The 19987-nt window shown below is 60.8% G+C and carries 21 protein-coding genes and 1 pseudogene; 14 read left to right on the top strand and 8 right to left on the bottom strand.

Annotated elements, in window-relative coordinates; translation table 11 throughout:
- The 7 genes from ACYZT7_RS19415 (at nt 1) to ACYZT7_RS19385 (ending at nt 6337) form a co-directional block, all read left to right on the top strand.
- On the top strand, nt 1–909 hold the full coding sequence (locus ACYZT7_RS19415) for a LysR substrate-binding domain-containing protein (protein WP_462037835.1): 909 nt from the start codon (nt 1–3) through the stop codon (nt 907–909).
- 183 nt (nt 910–1092) lie between these two features.
- Entirely contained in the window at nt 1093–2265 is a 1173-nt protein-coding gene (locus ACYZT7_RS19410; RefSeq protein WP_462037834.1) for an acyl-CoA dehydrogenase family protein, read from the top strand.
- Complete coding sequence (locus ACYZT7_RS19405) at nt 2262–3455, top strand: acyl-CoA dehydrogenase family protein (protein WP_462037833.1); 1194 nt, start codon at nt 2262–2264, stop codon at nt 3453–3455. The genes ACYZT7_RS19410 and ACYZT7_RS19405 overlap by 4 nt, the downstream gene beginning before the upstream one ends.
- A gap of 14 nt (nt 3456–3469) precedes the next feature.
- Nucleotides 3470–4252, top strand: a complete 783-nt coding sequence (locus ACYZT7_RS19400; protein ID WP_046049738.1) for an SDR family oxidoreductase — start codon at nt 3470–3472, stop codon at nt 4250–4252.
- A gap of 2 nt (nt 4253–4254) precedes the next feature.
- Nucleotides 4255–4713, top strand: a complete 459-nt coding sequence (locus ACYZT7_RS19395) for a MaoC family dehydratase (protein WP_462037832.1) — start codon at nt 4255–4257, stop codon at nt 4711–4713.
- A gap of 31 nt (nt 4714–4744) precedes the next feature.
- Nucleotides 4745–5947: an acetyl-CoA C-acyltransferase gene (locus tag ACYZT7_RS19390; RefSeq protein WP_462037831.1), complete on the top strand. Its 1203-nt coding sequence runs from the start codon at nt 4745–4747 to the stop codon at nt 5945–5947.
- The gene (locus tag ACYZT7_RS19385; RefSeq protein ID WP_462037830.1) at nt 5948–6337 is read left to right on the top strand and encodes a steroid Delta-isomerase; all 390 of its coding nucleotides are present in this window, start codon (nt 5948–5950) and stop codon (nt 6335–6337) included.
- On the opposite strand, the gene ACYZT7_RS19380 is transcribed toward ACYZT7_RS19385, so the two are convergent.
- Together ACYZT7_RS19380 and ACYZT7_RS19375 are read right to left on the bottom strand one after the other, a co-directional pair.
- The gene (locus ACYZT7_RS19380; protein WP_462037829.1) at nt 6309–6803 is read right to left on the bottom strand and encodes an SRPBCC family protein; all 495 of its coding nucleotides are present in this window, start codon (nt 6801–6803) and stop codon (nt 6309–6311) included. The two genes, ACYZT7_RS19385 and ACYZT7_RS19380, sit on opposite strands and share 29 nt — an antisense overlap.
- A gap of 17 nt (nt 6804–6820) precedes the next feature.
- Entirely contained in the window at nt 6821–7594 is a 774-nt protein-coding gene (locus tag ACYZT7_RS19375) for an SDR family oxidoreductase (protein WP_462037828.1), read from the bottom strand.
- Between the two features lie 163 nt (nt 7595–7757).
- Between ACYZT7_RS19375 and ACYZT7_RS19370 the strand changes: the two genes are divergently transcribed.
- From ACYZT7_RS19370 to dmpG, 4 genes are read left to right on the top strand one after another with little or no spacing between them, the layout of a single operon-like run.
- Nucleotides 7758–8600 (top strand): alpha/beta fold hydrolase, encoded by an 843-nt coding sequence (locus tag ACYZT7_RS19370; protein WP_462037827.1) that lies wholly within the window; start codon nt 7758–7760, stop codon nt 8598–8600.
- A complete protein-coding gene (locus ACYZT7_RS19365) occupies nt 8597–9388 on the top strand; it encodes a fumarylacetoacetate hydrolase family protein (RefSeq protein WP_462037826.1) in 792 nt (263 codons plus the stop codon). The genes ACYZT7_RS19370 and ACYZT7_RS19365 overlap by 4 nt, the downstream gene beginning before the upstream one ends.
- An 18-nt stretch (nt 9389–9406) precedes the next feature.
- A complete protein-coding gene (locus ACYZT7_RS19360) occupies nt 9407–10315 on the top strand; it encodes an acetaldehyde dehydrogenase (acetylating) (RefSeq protein WP_462037825.1) in 909 nt (302 codons plus the stop codon).
- Nucleotides 10316–10328: 13 nt separating this feature from the next.
- Nucleotides 10329–11363, top strand: a complete 1035-nt coding sequence (gene dmpG / locus ACYZT7_RS19355) for a 4-hydroxy-2-oxovalerate aldolase (RefSeq protein WP_461997767.1) — start codon at nt 10329–10331, stop codon at nt 11361–11363.
- Nucleotides 11364–11417: 54 nt separating this feature from the next.
- Here the strand turns inward: dmpG and ACYZT7_RS19350 are convergent, their stop codons facing one another.
- The 4 genes from ACYZT7_RS19350 to ACYZT7_RS19335 all read right to left on the bottom strand — a co-directional run bounded on the left by ACYZT7_RS19350 (nt 11418) and on the right by ACYZT7_RS19335 (nt 14850).
- Nucleotides 11418–11585: a hypothetical protein gene (locus tag ACYZT7_RS19350; protein WP_462037824.1), complete on the bottom strand. Its 168-nt coding sequence runs from the start codon at nt 11583–11585 to the stop codon at nt 11418–11420.
- Between the two features lie 261 nt (nt 11586–11846).
- Nucleotides 11847–12452, bottom strand: coding sequence for an ADP compounds hydrolase NudE (nudE, locus tag ACYZT7_RS19345; RefSeq protein ID WP_462037823.1), 606 nt, complete (start codon nt 12450–12452; stop codon nt 11847–11849).
- Between the two features lie 88 nt (nt 12453–12540).
- Complete coding sequence (locus tag ACYZT7_RS19340) at nt 12541–13671, bottom strand: helix-turn-helix transcriptional regulator (protein WP_462037822.1); 1131 nt, start codon at nt 13669–13671, stop codon at nt 12541–12543.
- Nucleotides 13672–13806: 135 nt separating this feature from the next.
- Nucleotides 13807–14850: a Rieske 2Fe-2S domain-containing protein gene (locus tag ACYZT7_RS19335; protein WP_462037821.1), complete on the bottom strand. Its 1044-nt coding sequence runs from the start codon at nt 14848–14850 to the stop codon at nt 13807–13809.
- 145 nt (nt 14851–14995) lie between these two features.
- Between ACYZT7_RS19335 and ACYZT7_RS19330 the strand changes: the two genes are divergently transcribed.
- From ACYZT7_RS19330 to ACYZT7_RS19320, 3 genes and pseudogenes are all read left to right on the top strand, one after another.
- Complete coding sequence (locus ACYZT7_RS19330; RefSeq protein WP_462037820.1) at nt 14996–15835, top strand: SDR family NAD(P)-dependent oxidoreductase; 840 nt, start codon at nt 14996–14998, stop codon at nt 15833–15835.
- Nucleotides 15822–16760, top strand: a complete 939-nt coding sequence (locus ACYZT7_RS19325) for an alpha/beta hydrolase (protein ID WP_462037819.1) — start codon at nt 15822–15824, stop codon at nt 16758–16760. The genes ACYZT7_RS19330 and ACYZT7_RS19325 overlap by 14 nt, the downstream gene beginning before the upstream one ends.
- A gap of 275 nt (nt 16761–17035) precedes the next feature.
- Nucleotides 17036–17494: pseudogene (locus ACYZT7_RS19320) on the top strand (REP-associated tyrosine transposase).
- Between the two features lie 46 nt (nt 17495–17540).
- Here ACYZT7_RS19320 and ACYZT7_RS19315 read toward each other — a convergent pair.
- Both ACYZT7_RS19315 and ACYZT7_RS19310 read right to left on the bottom strand, forming a co-directional pair.
- On the bottom strand, nt 17541–18518 hold the full coding sequence (locus tag ACYZT7_RS19315) for a 5'/3'-nucleotidase SurE (protein ID WP_462037818.1): 978 nt from the start codon (nt 18516–18518) through the stop codon (nt 17541–17543).
- 78 nt (nt 18519–18596) lie between these two features.
- On the bottom strand, nt 18597–19976 hold the full coding sequence (locus ACYZT7_RS19310; RefSeq protein WP_462037817.1) for a DUF1329 domain-containing protein: 1380 nt from the start codon (nt 19974–19976) through the stop codon (nt 18597–18599).
- Nucleotides 19977–19987 lie beyond the last annotated feature (11 nt).

Genomic DNA, 19987 nt, shown 5'->3' with positions numbered 1-19987 from the left:
ATGGACTTGCGATTGCTGCGGTATTTCATGGCCCTTGCTGAAGAGCTGCACTTTGGCCGGGCTGCCACGCGTTTGCACATTTGCCAACCGCCGCTGAGCCAGCAGATTCGTCTGCTGGAAGAGGAACTGGGTACACCGCTGTTCGAGCGCAGCCATCACCGGGTCGAGCTGACGGCGGCCGGACAGGTGCTCAAGGAACAGGCGCCGCTGGTGTTCGAACAACTGAACCGCGCGCTGGACCTGACTCGTCAGACCGGTCGTGGTCAGTTGGGCGAGCTGGAAATCGGCATGATCAGTTCGGTGATGGTTGGCGTGCTGCCGCGGGCCTTACACCTCTTCCGCGAGCGCTATCCTCAGGTGTCCTGGCGGCTGCATGAAATGACGCCGGCGGCACAGGTCATGGCGTTGAAGGAGAAACGCATCGATGCCTGTGTGTTCCGGGTCGGCTATGACGATCCGCAGTTGCGCAATGAACTGCTGATCTACGAGCCGATTCGCGTGGTCATGCCAGTCGATCATCCTTTGGCTCGATGCGAAAGCCTGGCGCCGGCGGACTTGGCACAGGAGCCTTTTGTGGCGCTGGAACTCAAGCAGTCGCGGTTTGCTGATTTTCTCTATCAGTGCTGCATCAAGGCCGGTTTTACCCCACAAATCCGCCAACAGGTGATCGAGGTTCAAACCTTGCTCAGCCTGGTGCAGGCCGGTTTCGGTGTGGCGTTGTTGCCAGCGTCCATCGAGCAGCTGGCGCCAGCCGGGCTGGTGTTCCGCCGACTGACCCCAGCGTTGCCGGAAGTGCCGCTGTACGCCACTTACCGCGCAGACGATGACTCGCCGGTGCTCAAACTGTTTCTCGATACGTTGCGCGAACGAGTTCTCGAAGAACGCCAGCAACCCCACCTCAATTCCTGAGATCACCGGCAGAGGAGGACAACAGGCCGAACATTCCATTCCTTCCTCGGCGGATCGGCCTCGACATCGCCCATTCGGACTAGGCAGGGCTGACGATTCTGTAGTGTGCCGCTGGCACCAAACTCGAAGGTCAGAGGGGTGTCGCTTCATGCGTGCCCCGCCAAACGAGCAGAAGGCGCCGCGATGGAGTTTGCGTTCAGCGACGAACAGGAAATGATCCGCGCATCGGCCGAGGGCTTTCTCGCCGATGTCTCGGATTCTACCGCCGTGCGAGCGGCGATGATCAGCGAGCGAGGTTTTGACGAGGCGCTCTGGCAGCGCCTGTGCCACGAAATGTACTGGCCGGCGATTCATATTCCCGAAGCGTACGGCGGCCTGGGTCTGGGCTTTGTCGAACTGTCGATTTTGCTGGAACAGATGGGCCGGCGCTTGCTGTGTTCGCCGTTCTTCGCCACGGCCTGCATGGCCACACCAGCGCTGTTGCTGGCCGCCAACGAACAACAAAAACAACGCTGGCTGCCCTTGATCGCCGACGGCAGCCTCACCGCTACGCTGGCCTTCAGCAGCGCCAACGGCTGGACGGCCACGGATGTTCAGGCCACGGTGGTGACCGAGGGCGAGGGTTTTGTGCTTGATGGAACCCTTAATCATGTGCTCGACGGGCACAGCGCTGACGTCTTGATCATCGCCGCACGGGTTCCCGGATCGACCGGCGAGGCGGGCATCAGCCTGTTCGCCGTGGACGCGGACCGGGCAGGGGTCGAGCGTCAAATGTTGCCGACCATGGACCAGACCCGTCGTCAGGCACGGGTTCAGCTCAAGGGGCTGTACCTCAGCGCTGACTGCCTGCTCGGTGAGTTCGGCGCGGGCTGGCTGCACCTGGAGCGGGTCCTGCAACTGGCTTGCATCGGCTTGGCTGCCGAACAGACCGGTGGCGCGCAGCAGGTGCTCGACCTGAGCGTTGCCTATATGCAGGAACGCCAGCAGTTCGGTCGACCCATTGCCAGTTTTCAGGCGCTCAAGCACCGTGCCGCCGACATGATGCTGCAGGTGGAATGCGCACGTTCGGCCAGTTACTACGCGGCCTGCGTGGCCCAGGAAGTCCTCGATCCTGAAGGCGACCCGCAGGTGGCCGCCGAGCTGCCGCTAGCGGCGGCGCTGGCCAAGGCGCAGTGCTCTGAAACCTATTTCCATTGCGCGTCCGAGTCGATCCAGTTGCACGGCGGCGTCGGTTTCACTTGGGAATACGACCCGCACCTCTACTTCAAGCGCGCCCGTGCCAGCGAAAGCTTTCTCGGGCTACCTGCCTGGCATCGCGAGCGGATTGCCGCAGTGATTCTTGGAGAGCAGCCATGAAAATCAGTTTCAGTGAGCAGGACGAGTGCTTCCGTCAGGAAGTGGCCGACTGGTTGAGCGCGAACCTGTGCGGTGAATTCGAGCACCTTCGTTTTCGGGGTGGCCCGGGTGATGAGCATATGTTTCCCGAGGAACGCAAAGCCTGGGAACGCAAACTGGCAGAGGGAGGCTGGACCTGTGTCGGCTGGGCGCCGGAGCACGGCGGGCGCGGGCTGACGCTCACCCGGCAGGTGATCTTCCACGAAGAATACGCGCGTGCTGGCGGCCCCGGGCGAATGGGGCATATCGGCGAAGGGCTGGCCGGGCCGACTATCGCCGCTTTCGGTAACACCGACCAGCAACAGCGCTTTCTACCCGGAATCGTCAGTGGCACGGCGTTCTGGTGCCAGGGTTATTCAGAGCCGGGTGCGGGGTCTGACCTGGCCAACGTCAAGACTCGGGCGGTGCTGGATGAAGATGGCCGCAGTTGGGTCATCAATGGGCAGAAGGTCTGGACCTCGCTGGCCCATGAGTCGGACTGGTGTTTTGTGATCGCCCGCACCGAGCCTGGCAGTGTCGGCCATCGCGGTTTGTCGTTTCTGCTGGTGCCGATGGCGCAGGCCGGGATTAGCGTGCGCCCGATTGAGCAACTGACCGGCACCTCGGAGTTCAATGAAGTGTTCTTCGACAGCGCCCGAACAGATGCTGCGAACATCGTCGGCTTGCCGGGCGAGGGCTGGAAGATCGCCATGGCATTGCTCGGTTTCGAGCGCGGCGTTTCGACCTTGGGCCAGCAGATGCAATTTCACAATGAACTGAATGAAATCATCGCCATCGCCCGGGCCAATGGCGCCGCGCGTGATCCGATCCTGCGCCAGCGCCTGGCCGAAGCCTGGAGCGGGTTGCGGATCATGCGCTACAACTCGCTGCGCATGCTGTCTGGTGCGCAGGACGGTTCGCTGCGCAAGGAAGCGACCATCTACAAACTGTTCTGGTCCACCTGGCACGCCAGCCTCGGCAAGCTGGCGATGGACGTCCTCGGCGCCGAGGCCGAAGTGCTGGAGGCCGCGCCTTACCAACTCACTCGTTTGCAATCGCTGTACCTGTTCAGTCGCGCCGACACCCTCTACGGCGGCAGCAACGAGATCCAGCGCAACATCATCGCCGAGCGCGCCCTGGGAATGCCCAAAGAACCGCGCCTGCCTACCTGACCAAGGAGTTTTCCATGTCTGTTCCTCACTATGTTGCAGGTCACGGCCTGTTGCGTGACAAGTCGGTGCTGATCACGGCCGCGGCCGGTGCCGGTATCGGTTTTTCCGCCGCGGTGCGTGCCGCCGAGGAGGGTTGCCGCGCCTTGATGATCAGCGATATCCATGAAGGCCGGCTGGCAGAAGCGGTGTTGAAGATCCGCGAAACGACGGGTCTGCAACAGGTCTTCGGTCAGGTCTGCAATGTCGCTGACGAAGCTCAGGTTCAACAGTTGATTGCCTGCGCCGAGCGTGATCTGCAGGGTGTCGATGTGCTGATCAACAACGCCGGTCTAGGTGGTTCACGGCTGCTGGTGGACATGACGGATGAGGAGTGGAGCCGGGTCCTCGATGTGACGCTCACCGGCACCATGCGCATGACCCGTGCGATGTTGCCGAAGATGATCGAGCGGCGTGCCGGGGTCATCGTCAACAACGCTTCGGTGCTGGGCTGGCGGGCGCAGAAAGAGCAGTCGCACTACGCCGCGGCCAAGGCCGGGGTCATGGCGTTGACTCGTTGCGCCGCGGTTGAGGCCGCCGACTACGGGATCCGCATCAACGCGGTGAGCCCGAGCATTGCGTTGCACGATTTCCTGCGTAAGTCCGCCCCTCAGGCGGTGCTTGATCAGCTCGCCGCCAACGAAGCGTTTGGCCGTGCCGCCGAGGTCTGGGAAGTGGCCAACGTGATGATGTTTCTGGCCAGCGACTACAGCTCCTACATGACCGGCGAAGTGTTGTCGGTTTCCAGTCAGAGGGCTTGAACATGCCACGTGTTTTCGACACACCCTTCGCCTTGCACGATGCCGTGGGAGAGGTGCTAGGCGTCAGCGACTGGCTGGTTCTTGCGCAGGACCGCATCGACCGGTTCGCCGAGGCGACCGGTGATCACCAGTGGATTCACGTCGATCCGCTCAAAGCAGCCAGCGGTCCCTTCGGCGCCTGCATCGCCCATGGCTATCTGAGCCTGGCGTTGGTCAACCTGTTTTTACCGCAAATCGTCGAGGTGCGCGGCATTGCCATGGGCGTCAATTATGGTTGCGAGCGGGTGCGCTTTCCCACGGTGGTGCGTGTTGGCTCGCGGGTGCGCGGCAGTGCGCAATTGATGGCGGTCGAGGAGGTCAAGGGCGGCGTGCAGGCGACCCTTCGCGTCAGCGTCGAAATCGACGGCGAGGAACGTCCCGGCTGTGTGGTCGACACCATCAGCCGTTACTACCCCGCGTGAACCCTTTAGCAGAACATTCGAGGAATCCAGCATGAAAGAAGCCGTCATCGTTTCGACCGCCCGTACCCCGATCGGCAAAGCCTTTCGCGGTGCATTCAATGACACCGAAGCCCCGCAGCTTGGCGGCCATGTGGTGCGCGAAGCCGTACGTCGCGCCGGCATCGAGCCGGGCGAAGTGGACGATGTGATCATCGGCGCGGCGGCGCAGCAGGGCACGCAGTCTTATAACTTGGGGCGTCTGTGCGCGATTGCCGGCGGCTTGCCGACCTCGGTCGCGGGGATGGCCGTCGAACGCCAATGCTCATCGGGCCTTATGAGCATTGCCATGGCCGCCAAAGGCATCATGTGCGATGAAATCGACATTGCCGTGGCCGGTGGCCTGGAGTCGATTTCGCTGGTGCAGAACAAGCACAAGAACCTTTATCGCAACCAGTCCGGCGCCGTGATCGATCTCGATCCCCGTGCCTACATTCCGATGATCGAAACCGCCGAGATCGTCTCCGCACGCTACGGGATTTCCCGCGAGGAACAGGACGAATACAGCTATCAGAGTCAGGTGCGTACCGCGCTGGCCCAGAGTAATGGATTGTTCGACCGTGAACTCGCGCCGCTGACCAGCCGCAAGGCGATCTTCGACAAGGCCAGTGGAGAAACCCGCTTTGAGGCCGTCACCTTGCTTCGCGACGAGTGCAACCGCATCGACACCACCCGCGAAAGCCTGAATGCGCTGGAACCGGTGTGGCCGGGCGGTCAGTTGAGTGAAAAGGGCCGCTTCATCACCGCCGGCAACGCCTCGCAACTGTCCGACGGTGCTTCGGTCTCGGTGTTGATGAGTGCCAAATTGGCCGAGAAACGTGGCCTGGAGCCGCTGGGGATTTATCGCGGGATGGCGGTCGCTGGCTGCAACTCCGATGAGATGGGCATCGGCCCGGTCTACGCCATCCCGAAACTGCTCAAGCGCCATGGACTGACTGTGGACCACATTGGCCTCTGGGAGTTGAACGAGGCGTTTGCCTGTCAGGTGCTGTATTGCCGCGACACCCTGGGCATTCCCATGGAACGCCTGAACGTCAACGGTGGTGCGATTTCGGTGGGCCATCCTTTTGGCATGTCCGGTGCGCGGATGGTCGGTCACGCGTTGGTCGAGGGGCAGCGCCGCGGATTGCGTTACGTGGTGGTGAGTATGTGCATCGGCGGCGGCATGGGTGCCGCCGCACTGTTCGAGGTGGTCTGAATGGTCAGTGCACAACAGATTCAAGCGACCATGGCGCGTTATGTGGAATTGGTGGATGCCGGTGATATCGACGCAATCATTGCGCTGTATGGTCAGGACGCGATGGTAGAAGACCCCGTCGGTCAACCGCCGATTCAGGGCCTTGTCGCCATCGAACGCTTCTACCGTGAAGGTCTGGGCGCAAGCAAAGTCTCGGCGACCTTGACCGGCCCGGTTCGGGCGACGACGAACGGTTGTGGGGCGATGCCGTTTCGAGTCGATATGGAATGGGCCGGGCAACCGCGCTCGATCCATGTGATCGACGTGATGGAGTTCGATGCGGACGGCAAGATCCGCTCGATGAAAGCCTATTGGAGCGAGGTCAATCTGACGCCGCGAGGTGCGGCGTGACCAGGTCGCGGTTCTGCGTCTGCCCGGTTTCGTAGAAGGCCTTGAGGTTCTCGGCAATCTGGCGCACGACGTTGTTGAACGCCTTGGCCAGCAACCATTCCATCAGCCTGCCACCGCGCAGGCTGTAGTTCATTTGGGTGGTGATGCGTGTCGCGTCACCCTCGGCCTGCAAGGCATAACTGAAGCTGGCTTCGCGGAACGGGAACGGCGCGCCGCCGCTGGCCTTGTGCAAAATCAGCACAAAACCGACACCGTCCTGCCATTGCACCACGCTCTCATCCAGCCACTGCCCCCCCTTGCGGAACACCCGGCGACTGGCGCCGAGCCCTTCACGTGCGCCGGGATGAAACTGGCATCCGGTCAAGCCCGGCACGTAATGCGGGGCGAGGCTCAGGTCATGCAGTTTGGCCCAGGCAGCGGCCGGGGTAAGGTCAAGCAGGACGCTGTGGCTGGCAATCGCGGGCATGTTGGAATTCCTCTTGTTCAATTGGATTGTGCCGCGTCGAGAAAGGCTGGGCGTTCGCCACCGCCGTGCACGGTGATGTCCGCGCCGCTGACATAACGTGCCAGCGTTGATGCCAGGTACAGACAGGTATCGCCGATGTCTTCCGGAGCCGCCAGGCGTTGCAACGGGATGGTCGCCGCCACCCGGGCAATGCCCACCTGATCGCCATAATGCATGGCCGCCTGCTCGGTGAGAATCAACCCGGCCGTCACGGCATTGACCCGCACCTTGGGCGCCCATTCCACCGCCAGCGAGGTAGTGAGGTTCAGCAGCCCGGCCTTCGCCGCACCATAAGCGGCGGTGCCGGGGGAGGGACGGGTGGCGCTGACGCTGCAAATATTGATGATTGCACCACCTTCGACCTGCGCCTGCATCACCTGATTGGCTTGCTGACAGAGATTCAGCGGCGCCAACAGGTTGAGGCGGATGATCGCTTCGCTAAAACGCGGCGAGGCACTGGCCGCGTCGGCATTCGGTGAACCGCCGGCATTGTTGACCAATACATCGAGGCGACCGAAACGCTCGACAATACTGTCGATCAATCGGCCGGACTGCTCGACATCCCGCAGGTCGCAGGGCAGAAACACCGCCTCGCGCCCAGCGCTGGCAGGCAGGGTGTCCGGTGTTTCGCGACCGCAAATCACCACTTCGGCACCACAGTCGATAAAACGCTGACTGATGCCGCGACCGACACCCTTGCCACCGCCGGTGACCAGTACCACTTTGCCGCGAAAGTCCATCGGATCAAGCATGGGATGCCTCGTTCTGTCGCTCGGGAATGCTGTCGATGCTAGGTGCGTGGCACCCATAGGCCAACGTCCGAAAAGACTAGGGCGGCGTAGTCCTGTCGGACGATGTTGTTTGCCCGGGCGCTCGGAATAATCCGGCGACAACAATAGGCCGGGAGGACACCTTATGGGCGCATTAGCGCAAGGGCACTTCGTCACGCTGCCGCAGGGTTTGCAGCTGCACTATCTGGACATCGGCGGGCAGGACGTCGGCAGCGGCGAGCCGGTGATATTCATTCACGGCAGCGGACCTGGCGCCAGTGGTCACAGCAACTTCAAGCAAAACTACCCGGCGTTTGTCGCGGCCGGTTACCGGACCATAGTCCCGGACCTGCCCGGTTATGGCGCATCGGATAAACCCGACACTCTCTACACCCTGGACTTCTTTGTCGCCGCCTTGAGCGATTTGCTCGATGCCCTGGATATCCAGCGATGCGTGCTGGTCGGCAATTCTTTGGGCGGTGCGATCGCGATCAAACTGGCCCTCGACCAACCGCAGCGGGTCAGCCGGCTGGTGCTGATGGCGCCCGGCGGCCTGATGGAAAAAGAACAGTATTACTTGCAGATGGAAGGCATCCAGAAAATGGGTGCGGCGTTCGCCAAGGGTGAACTGCACGATGCGGTAGGAATGCGTCGGCTGCTGGCGCTGCAATTGTTCGATGAGTCCTTGATCAACGACGAGACGGTCAATGAGCGGGTCGCCGTGGTGCGACAGCAACCGGTCTGCGTGTTGTCGACCATGCAAGTACCGAACATGACCTCGCGCCTCGGTGAGTTGCAGTGTCCGATCCTCGGTTTCTGGGGCATGAACGACAAATTCTGCCCGGTGTCTGGCGCGCAAACGATGATGCAGCACTGCCGGAACATCCGCTTTGTACTGCTCAGCGAATGCGGGCATTGGGTCATGGTCGAGCACCGTGAGCTGTTCAACCGCGAGTGCCTGGCGTTCTTTGAGGAGGCTCGCTCATGAGTGAACAACTGCGTCATCAATACGGCGAAGAGCTTTATCAGGCGCTCCTGAGTGGCACCACCCTGGCGCCGCTGACCGAGCGCTGGCCGGCGATCAGCATCGAGGATGCTTACCATATTTCGCTCTACAGCATCGAACGCCGGGTGGCCGCCGGTGACCGGATTGTCGGCAAGAAAATCGGTGTAACGTCGGCGGCGGTCCAGCAAATGCTCAACGTGCATCAGCCGGATTTCGGCTTCATCACCCGGCAGATGTCATTTGCCAATGACGCGCAAATCTCCCTCGCCGCGAACAAGCTGATCCAGCCTCGCGCCGAGGGCGAGATTGCCTTCACGCTCAAGCACGATCTGATCGGCCCCGGTGTTACCGAAGCTGACGTGCTGGAAGCGACCGAATACGTGATGCCGTGCTTCGAGATAGTCGACTCACGAATTCATGACTGGCGCATTCGTATACAAGACACCGTCGCCGACAACGCCTCTTGCGGCGTGTTCGTGCTGGGCGATGTTCAGGTCGATCCACGGACGCTGGATTTACCCAACTTGCGCATGCGCGTGTTCAAGAATGGCGAGCCTCTCAGCGAAGGCCTGGGCTCGGCAGTGCAGGGTAATCCGCTGACGGCAGTGGCCTGGCTGGCCAACACCCTGGGCGCCTTCGGTATTCCGTTCAAGGCCGGGGAAATCATTCTCTCAGGCTCTTTGGTGCCGCTGGAGCCTGCGCGTGCGGGCGACCGTTTTGAATTGACTATCGATGGCCTGGGCAGTGCCCAGGTGTCCTTCTGCGCCTGACCTGTGGGGTTTAACCGGATGAGCAAGAAACTCAGAGCGGCCATTATCGGCCCGGGCAATATCGGCACTGACCTGCTGATGAAAATGTACCGATCGGAATGGATCGAACCGGTGTGGATGGTCGGCGTCGACCCCCAATCCGAGGGCCTTAAACGCGCCCGTGAATTAGGCGTGAAAACCACGGCCGAGGGCGTCGACGGGCTGCTGCCCCATGTACTCGACGATGATATTCGCATCGCCTTCGATGCCACGTCGGCTTATGTACACGCGGAAAACAGCCGCAAGCTCAACGCGCTGGGGGTGATCATGATTGATCTCACGCCAGCGGCCATCGGCCCGTTCTGCGTGCCGCCGGTCAATCTCAAGGAGCACGCCGCGACGTTGGCGATGAACGTCAACATGGTGACTTGCGGTGGCCAGGCGACCATTCCGATGGTCGCGGCAGTGTCGCGGGTCCAGTCGGTGAGTTACGGCGAGATCGTCGCCACTGTGTCCTCCGGTTCGGTCGGCCCGGGCACCCGTCAGAACATCGACGAATTCACCCGTACCACGGCCGGTGCGGTGGAGAAGATCGGCGGCGCACGACGCGGCAAGGCAATCATCGTCATCAACCCGGCCGAGCCACCGCTGATGATGCGCGACACCATCCACTGCCTGACGGATGACGAACCGAATCAGGACGCCATTCGCACCTCGGTGTTGCAGATGGTTCACGAGGTGCAGCGCTACGTTCCCGGCTACAAGCTGATCAATGGCCCGGTGTTCGATGGGCACAAGGTGTCGATTTTCATCGAAGTCGAAGGCCTCGGCGACTTCCTGCCAAAGTCTGCCGGCAACCTCGACATCATGACCGCTGCGGGGCTGCGTACCGCCGAGATGTTCGCCGAAGAAGCCCACAAGGGCACCCTGCAACTGCCCGTCCGTTGAGTGGAGAATTGCCATGAATTTGCAAGGTAAGAGCGTCCGTCTGCACGACATGAGCCTGCGCGACGGCATGCATGCCAAACAGCATCAAATCAGCCTGGAACAGATGATCTCGGTAGCGACCGGTCTCGATGCGGCCGGCGTGCCGCTGATCGAAATCACCCACGGCGATGGCCTGGGCGGTGCGTCGCTGAACTACGGTTTCCCCGCCCACAGTGACGAGGAATACTTCGCGGCGGTGATCCCGCGTATGAAACAGGCCAAGGTCTCGGCGCTGTTGTTGCCGGGTATCGGCACCCTCGATCATTTGAGAATGGCCCATGAACACGGGGTGTCGACCATTCGTGTGGCCACCCACTGCACCGAGGCGGACGTCTCCGGCCAGCACATCGGCATGTCAGCGAAGATGGGCCTGGATACCGTCGGCTTTCTGATGATGGCGCACAGGGTCAGCGCGGAAAAACTGCTGGAGCAGGCGCGGTTGATGGAGAGTTATGGGGCCAACTGCATTTACTGCACTGACTCGGCTGGCTACATGCTGCCTGATGAAGTCACTGAGAAAATCGCTGCATTGCGAGCTGGGCTGAGTGCCGGGACCGAAGTTGGTTTTCACGGTCACCACAACATGGGCATGGCGATTGCCAATTCCCTTGCCGCGATCGAGGCGGGCGCCGCACGTATCGACGGTTCAGTGGCGGGGCTGGGCGCAGGGGCGGGCAATACGCCGCTCGAAGTGTTTGTCGCGGTGCTTGAACGGATGGGCGTCAACAGTGGCATCGACTTGTATCGGATCATGGACGTTGCCGAGGACCTGGTGGTGCCGATGATGGACCAGCCGATCCGCCTCGACCGCGATGCGCTGACCCTGGGTTACGCCGGGGTCTACAGTTCGTTCCTGTTGTTCGCCAAACGTGCCGAGCAAAAGTATGGCATTGCCGCACGTGAGCTGCTGGTGGAATTGGGTCGACGTGGCACCGTCGGCGGTCAGGAAGACATGATCGAAGACCTGGCGCTGACCCTGTCACGTTCGCGGGGTGTCTTGCCAACCTGATCTGGCGACAGCACAAAAAAGCCACCGGCCTTGCTTGCAGGCCCGGTGGTTTTTTTATGGGAGCAGATTACGCACCAGCGGGGGATAGCAATTAATGGCACTGGCTGAGCAACTGATGAACGCCGTGGTCGGTCGGTAGGCTTCATTCTTGAAGCGTTGACACAGGCTGGCGGTGCTGCTGGCGCAGACGATGATGAACAGGGCACAGGTGACTTTTCGCATAGCGAGCCTCGACACGGATTTTATTGTTGTAGAGGCACGTTATTGCGGTCGGCGGGATGTGGCTTCGTCCGAATGGACTACACAGGCTCCTTGTGGGAGCGAGCTTGCTCGCGATGGCGGTGTGTCAGGCGACATTAATGTTGAATGTACCGGCCTCATCGCGAGCAAGCTTGATCTCCCACATTGGTTAGGGGCCAGCCCGGGTGTTTGCGTACGACTTCGATCCCCTGTGGGAGCGAGCTTGCTCGCGATGGCGGAGTGTCAGGCGACATCAATGTTGAATGTGCCGGCTTCATCGCGAGCAAGCTCGCTCCCACAGGTTTTGCGTGCGGCCAATGCGCCCATGGCCATGAACAGTGCAGCAATGGCCCGCGCTTCGTTGAGTTCGCCGCGGGCCACCAGGTCGGGGATCTGCGCCAGCGGCACGCGCAGGCATTCCAACGGTTCGGGCTCGTCGCCGACCAGTTGGCAGGGACTCAACTGTTCGGCCAACACTACCCGGTAGCGATGGCACAGGTGACCCGGTGCCAGGGTCAGCTCACCCAGTTCGCTGAGGCGTGCGGCGCGCAGCCCGACTTCTTCGCAGAGTTCGCGTTGCGCCGCTTGCAGGTAGTCTTCATGGGGTTCTGCGCCACCCTTGGGTAGACCGAGTACAGTTTTTTCGACACCTACCGCATATTCACGGACCAGCAACACATGCAGCGGATCGGGCATCGCCACCAGCATCACCGAGCGATAGCCGGTGCCGCGCAGACGCTCGTAAACCCGCTGCTGGCCGTTGCTGAATTGCAGGTGCAGCGCTTCGATCTGGAAATGGCCGCTTTCAGCCAGCAGTTCAGTCTTGAGGATGGTTGGACAGTTGCGCATGGTCAGGCCCCTGGTTGGGATGGAGCCACTGTGCGCCGTGTGGGAGTGGCCGCCATCGTCCAAGCGGACGAGGGCGGAGAAATGCGCATTAGCCCAAGGTTGCCACGCTGCGTAGAATCAGGCGCACGAGCATGGTCTGGCGGGTCACGCCGGTCTTGGAGAAGGTTGACCGCAGGTGTGCCCGCGAAGTGTTGCGGCTAATGCCCAGCTCTTCGGAGGCTTCGTCGAGGGTCAAGCCGTTGGCCAACAACATCGCCAGTTGGGTTTCCGCCGGGGTGAAGTCGAACAATGCGCGGACGATCTCCTGGGGGGCGGTGGATTGTTGCTCCGGGTCGCTGATGAAAATGACCACCGTAGGGCACTGCTTGCCTTCGCTCCAGTCCGACAACGGCACCGAACGCACGATGATTCCCAGGTCCGCACGCCCGGATGGTCGTTGCACCCGAAGGGCTTCGACCACCGAAGGATTGCTGCTCTTTTGCGAGAGCAGCGACTGCTTCACCAGCCGTCGGAACTCCTGGGTGTCACGTGCCGTACCGACTTGCAGGCCATCGTTGACCAGTTTGATGCCGTCTTTTTCCTGGATCAGCCGATCGGCCACCTGGTTGGTCTGCAGCACTTTTCCGGCTTCGTCGAGGATGATCGTACCGACCGCCATCTGATTCACCGCACCGGCGTAAAGGTTGCGTTCGGCTTCGATGCGATTGAGCTGCATGTGGATCTTGATCGAGCGTTCCAGGTGCGCAATGAAATGCGTCAGCAAGGCTTTCTCTTCGTTGCCGAAGGCCTTGTCATCGCGTCCGCGACTGATGCGGATACGGCACTGGGCGCCGTCGCAGGTGTTGATGTCGGCGCCGAGGATGTGAAACACATCCACCGGTTCGAGGAAATTCTTGTAGAACTCCGAGTGTTGCCAATCGTCGTTGGAGACGAACTCGGCGAGGGTCACCACCTGGCGGTTGGGCAGGTCGACGAACGGGTCGAGGGTAAAAAAGTGTTTGTTGTACGACGCGGTCGCCTCGGTCGAGGTGCCAGTGGTGTTGACCATCAGACCGTCCACATGCGCGCTGGGCGGGCGCAGGATGAAGGTCACGTACTTGCTTTCCAGGTACACGTTGAGCTGGTTGAGAAAGGTCGCCCAGGGAATGGTTTCCAGCGGCCCCTGATAGAGGTTGCCGAGTAGATCACTGAACGTATCGAGGCTGAGGCTCTGCTGCATAGGGAAAACCGTTCTTATTATTAGCGTTGGCGGTGGCCGAGAATAAGCGCCGATATCGACTCCTTGCAACGCTCGGGCTCAAGGCCTGACGGGCGGCAGCCGGTCAGGCGCAGGGAGCGCGACAGGCCGTGGGAATTAGGCCCGTTCGCTGGCGCGCACGACAAACCGTTTGTGCTCCAGCACGTCGGCCGAGAGTGCCGCGATGTCGGTGTAGAACTGCTCGTACCAGCGGCGCAACTGATAGACCGGGCCGTCGCCGTCACACAGCAGCGGGTTGTCGACGCGGGTCTTGCTGTGCCAGATGGTCACGTCTTCGTAAAAGGCTTCCTGGGCCTGTTGCACATAGGCCTTTGCCATCGCCTGATTCTGTTCTTCGCTAAGCCCCGGGATCTTTTTCACCAGCACGCCGTAGCGCAGGGTGAAGCTGTCGAGGTCGATCGGCACATGGCAGTTGAGCAGGATCGAATGGATCGGCTGGCCGTTCATCGCGCCGGTCATTTCGGTGATCTGGTAGGCCGGGCCGAAGTAGGTGGCCACGGTGCTCAACACGCTGTCACCGGACAGGCGCTCACTGCGTGCGCTCATGATCTGGGTGGCCAGGTGGCCTTCGAAGACGTTGCTGAACGCCTCGACGGGTGCGCCATGCACCGTGCCGAAGTGCGCCATGTCGGCGATGTTGTCGATCAACTCGCGGCAGTTTGTGCCGATCTGCAGTTCGGCGACTTCCCACGCGGCCCACTCGTCACTGAAGCAAGCGTCAATGCGCGGGATGCGTTGCTCAGGGAGCGGCGGGTTGCCTTCCGGGTCATTCCAGACGAACAGCAGCTGGTTTTCTTCCATGAGCGGCCAGCTTTTGAGTCGGGCCCGTGGCGGAATACGCTTGGCGTAAGGAATGTCATCACAGACACCGTCGGCACCCCAGCGCCAGGCGTGGAACGGGCAGCGAATCGAGTTGCCTTCAACACAACCGGTACTGAGGTCGGCGCCCATGTGCGGGCAGTAGCCATCCAGAATATGCAGCTCGCCGTCTTCACCCTCAAAGGCCACCAGCCGGGTGCCGAACACCTCCAGTCGATGGGCCTTGCCGTCGCGGTATTGGGCGGCCAGACCCAGACAATGCCAGCCACGGGCATAGCGGTCTTCCAGCAGTTTGGCTTCGATGCGGTGCAGGGTACTCATCTTATTATTCTCCCAAGGTTCACGGGTTTGGCGCGTATCAGGGATTCTGCCGCCCCTGTAAAAGCGGGCATCGTCTGAACGGACGATGGCCGGTTAACGCTGGCCCGCTCTACTGACGCCATTGGACCCAGTGCAGGAGTTGGCGATGAGCAATGAACAAGGGCCGGTCGCGGTGATTACCGGTGCCGCCAGTGGTATTGGCCGAGGCCTTGCCGAACACGCGGCAAAGGAGGGCATGCGTCTGGTGTTGGCCGACCTGGATGCCCCAGGCCTGCAAGCGCTGTGCGATGAATTACAGGCTGGCGGTGCGCAGGCGATGGCTTGCGTCACGGATGTAGGCGATCTGGCACAGGTTGAGCGCTTGCGCGATATCGCCGTCGAGCACTTTGGCGGGGTTGATCTGCTGTTCAACAATGCTGGAGTGATGCAGACCGGCTACAGCTGGGAAATCACTCAGAGGCAATGGCAACGGATGCTGAACGTCAACCTCAACGGGGTGATCAACGGCATTCGCAGTTTCGTCCCGTTGTTTCTGCGTCAGGGGCGAGCCGCCCATGTGATCAACACGGCGTCCCTTGCGGGCCTGGTCAGCAGTCCGTTGATGGCGCCGTATAACGTTACCAAACAGGCCGTGGTCGCTCTTTCGGAAACCCTGCATTACGAATTGATCATGCTCGGCGCGCCGGTGTCGGTTTCAGTGCTGTGCCCAGGTCCGGTGGCCAGTGAAATCATGGCCTCGAACCAGGTGGTGGACACAGCCGGTTCTTCATTCAGTCAGCTGCTCGACAGCACGATTCGCCAAGGTATGACGCCGACTGAGCTGGCAGCGCACGTGTTCGTCGCCATCGCTGAAAAGCGCTTCTGGATCTTCCCCCACAAAGGTTTCAAACCCGCCCTTGAGCGAAGGGTGCAAAGCATCCTGGAAGAAACCAATCCGCAGTTTCAAATGACCGATGTAGAGGGAGATGCCCATGCCGCTCGATAAGCAGATCACCGCGGTACTCCAGCAATTTCGCGACCTGCCGGAGCCCGACTTCAGCCAGCTCGATGCCAAGCAATATCGGCAGTTTTCCGACAACCTGCTACCCGCCATCCCCGGCGACCCGATGATCGAAGTGCGTCACCTGCGGGTCGCCGGCGCGGTGGGCGAGCTGGATGCGCGGCTATATCGGCCACTGGAGCAGGACAACCTGCCGCTGCTGGTGTTCTTCCACGGAGGCGGTTTTGTCATGGGCAACCTCGACACCCATGACAACCTCTGCCGTTCACTCGCCAGTCTGACGGAGGCGGTGGTGGTGTCGGTCGCCTACCGACTGGCGCCGGAAAACCATTTCCCGGCGGCACCACTCGATTGTTATGCGGCCACCTGCTGGCTGGTCGAGCATGCGTCTGAACTGGGCGTCGATGGCAGCCGGCTGGGCTTGGCCGGGGACAGTGCCGGGGGCAACCTGGCGCTCGCCGTCAGTCTCCTGGCGGCGCAACGCCATGGGCCGAAAATCAGTTATCAGTGCCTGTTTTACCCGGTCACCGATGCACGCTGCGACAGTCAGTCTTATGAGGATTTTGCCGAGGGCTATTTCCTCACCGGTGCAATGATGTACTGGTTTTGGCAGCAGTATCTGCAGGATGCCGATCAGGGGGATGATCCCTTGGCCTCGCCATTGCGCGCCGACCGGTTGGCGGACTTGCCGCCGACCACCCTGATCAGCGCCGAGTTTGATCCTTTGCGGGATGAGGGCGAGGCGCTTGCCTTGCGTCTGCGGGAAGCCGGCGTGTCGGTGCGTGTGCAGCGCTGCGAGGGCATGATTCACGGATTTATCAGCATGGCGCCGTTTGTCGAGCGCGCTGCGCAAGCCTTGTCCGATGCCGCGGCAGACCTGCGCAGGGCGCTATCTGAAGCGAACACATAACCTGTGGGAGCGAGCTTGCTCCGGGCGGCGTTCCGACGAAAGCGGAGTTACCAGCGACATAGATGTTGAATGTGCCGGCCTCTTCGCGAGCAAGCTCGCTCCCACAGGGGATTTCTGTCGTCCGCATGTTTGATGTTCGCTGCAGATCAAACTGTGGGAGAGAGCTTGCTCGCGATAGCTATATTCCAGACACATCCAGCTTAAAATCTGACTCCGCACTCATGCGTTCGTCGGTCTAGTCTTCCTCATGACTTCATCACGAATAGGGCAAAGGAATGCCTGACTTACCCGCTTCACATCGTCTACGCGTTGGCCGCTATCCCGAACCCAACAGGGTTTATCTACTGACCACCAATACACTTGACCGAGAACCTGTTTTCAAGGATTTCGGCTTGGGCAGGTTGGTCGTCGACCAATTTCGAAGTGCCTAGGTACAAGGCTGGGCGAAGTCTTTGGCCTGGGTCGTCATGCCCGATCATTTTCATTGGTTGATCGAATTGCAGCAGTGTTCACTGAGTGAACTGATGCAAAAAACCAAATCATTGAGTACGCGGGCCGTGAACATGTCTACCGGTCGAAGAGGCAGCCTTTGGCAACAGGGTTATCACGATCGGGCGCTGCGGCGAGATGAGGACTTGGTAAAACTTGCTCGTTATGTCGTTGCGAACCCATTGCGGGCAGGGTTGGTAGAGAAGCTGAGCGAGTATCCGCTGTGGGATGCGATTTGGGTTTGATCAGAAATCATCGCGAGCAAGCTCGCTCCCACAGGTTCTGCGTTACTTAAGGTTTGATTCCCAGCAACATTTCCTTCGCCTGATCCTGCACCGCACCGGGTGCACTCATGTTGCCGTCGATCACGGTGATCACCGCATGCCCTTGCCATAACTGATACGCATCGGCCTGTTGCTGGGCGGCCGTCGGTGTCGGCGGGGCGACCAGGTTGACGTGAACCACGCCGTCGGCGCCGCGCTGGGAGGTGAAGTTCACCCGATCCCAATTGCCGATCGGGGCAAAACTCACGCCTTTGACGTCACTGGCCGCTAGCGCCGGGTAATTGATATTTAACCCGCTGACACCCGGCAAACCGAGCACATTCAATTCGCAGCCGGGGTTGTTTTTTTCGCAGGCCTGTTTGGCGTGAGCTCCCGCGAGACTCGCCTGCTCGATAACCTTCACCGCAAACCGGGCAGTGTCATCCATGGCGCCGAGGGTTTTGCGGTAACCGGCCTGTTGGTCGCGGATGATCAGGTCCATGTCGATGGCCGTCGACACCGCCACCGCCGGAATGCCCTTGAACATTGCGCGGACCGCTGCGTTCAAGGTGCCGGACATTTGCGTCAGCGGGCCGACGTTTTCACCAAAATTACTGCCCGACACCATTAGGTCTGGCGGATTGCCTTTGAGCAGCACGTCCAGGCCAACATTGACTGCATCCACCGGGGTGCCGATGGCGGAAGTCTTGCCCGGGGGCGGGGTGTAGCCCTCGGGTGGGCCGACGCAAAATTTGCCTGGCGCCAACTCGGTCACTGCCAACGCCTGCCCGGGCACGACCACGCTGGCCGCGCTGATGCCACTGCTGTCGTTCAACGGACCAACGAGGGTCACCTGATGCCCGGCGGCGGTCAGCGCGCGGTACATCGCATCGATGCCGGGCGCCCGACAACCGTCGTCGTTGGTCAGCAGGATGTTCAGGGCATTGGCCTGCATCGACAGGCTGACGCTGGCCATGGCGATGACGCCAGTGAGCAATTTGTTCATGGGGAGTTTTCCGTGAAATGAGCGAGTTCAAAAAAGCACAACGCCCCGACCGAGTAAATCGGTCAGGGCGCAGAGGGCTTAGCGAGTGCCGAGTTTGCGCAGGTTGCCTGGGGTGAATTCGTCTTCAGTGAAGGCGGTGGCGTTGAGCTTGGCGGGCTTTTGATCAATCAGCATTCTGTCAACCAGATACGAACCGGCGATCAGGTCATGGTAGATCCCGAGGCGAGCGTGGTAGCGCTGCAGCTCGTAGGCGTAGATCGAGGTCTGCATGTTGGTGCGCCAAAGCTCGCCGCGGCTGTCGTAGTTGTCGGCCAGGGTTGCGGCCCAGGAGTCCTCGTCCAGATACAACACACGCTTGGCGTAAACATGCCGGGCACCTTCTTTAAGTGTTGCCTGCAAGACCCAGACTCGGTGCTTTTCATAGCGCATGTACTGCGGATCGATGTGGCCGGTGGTGGCCAGGATCTGGTCGGTACTCACGCTCGGGTCGTCGATCTTGTAGTTGTGGTACGGGATGTAGATTTCTTTCTTGCCGACGATGGTCCAGTTGTAGCGATCCGGTGCACCGTTGAACAAACGGTCTTCGTCATATACCCGGAAGCCGCCGGCGCCACTTGGCGAGTCATAACCCACGGTCGGTGCACGACGTACCCGACGTTGCCCCGGGCTGTACTGCCAGGCCTGGCGAGGGGAGGCGGTCGGATTGATGAACTCGTGACCGACGACAATCTCGCCTTTCTTGCGCACCGGCTCCAGGGTGGTGATCAGGAAGTTGGTGAGAATGCCGTTGGCGCTCTCCAGGGTTTTATCCGGGCTGGACCAGATCGAAAAGATCTTGTAATTGACCTCTTCCAGTACCCGCTCCTTGTTGGAATACACCACAGCCTGACCGTAGTTGGCCTCTTCGGTATTGGCGCGTCCGGCCAGGGTATGGTTGAACATCAACTCGCTGCCGTTCTTGGGAATCGGGAACGGCGAGGCGCCCCAGGCGTTTTGCGTGTCATTGTTGTCGTTGGCCAGTTCGGCGCTGACCGCGTTTTTCTTGACGAGGTCTTCCAGGCGCTGATCGAAACGGAAGTCGCGATGGCTCGGGTACACCGGAATGTTGAAGGTCGCGGGGTAGCGTTTAAGCAACGCTTTTTGGCCATCGGTGAGGTTGTCGGCGTACTTGTCCATGTTCTGCGCATTGATCACGAACATCGGCTTTTCTGCCGCGTACGGGTCCGGGTACGGTGTGCCGGGGCCAGCGTATTTGAGCTGCGGCGGCAAGCCGCGCCATTTTCCGGTCCAGGCCGGGATGCTGCCGTCGGCGTTGCCCGCCTTCTCGGCCCCCATCGGGGTCAGGTCCTGACCCAGGCGTGCGGCTTCTTCATTGCTGATTTTGGCCTGAACCAGGCCACTGCCGAGCAGGCTGACGGCCAACGCCGTGCCCAACAATGTGTGGGTAAATCTAGACATGCTGTGCTCCT

The sequence above is a fragment of the Pseudomonas sp. RT4P38 genome (genome assembly GCF_054897765.1).
Note: the sequence above shows the minus strand (reverse complement) of the source record. Positions and strands in the feature narration are given on the sequence as shown.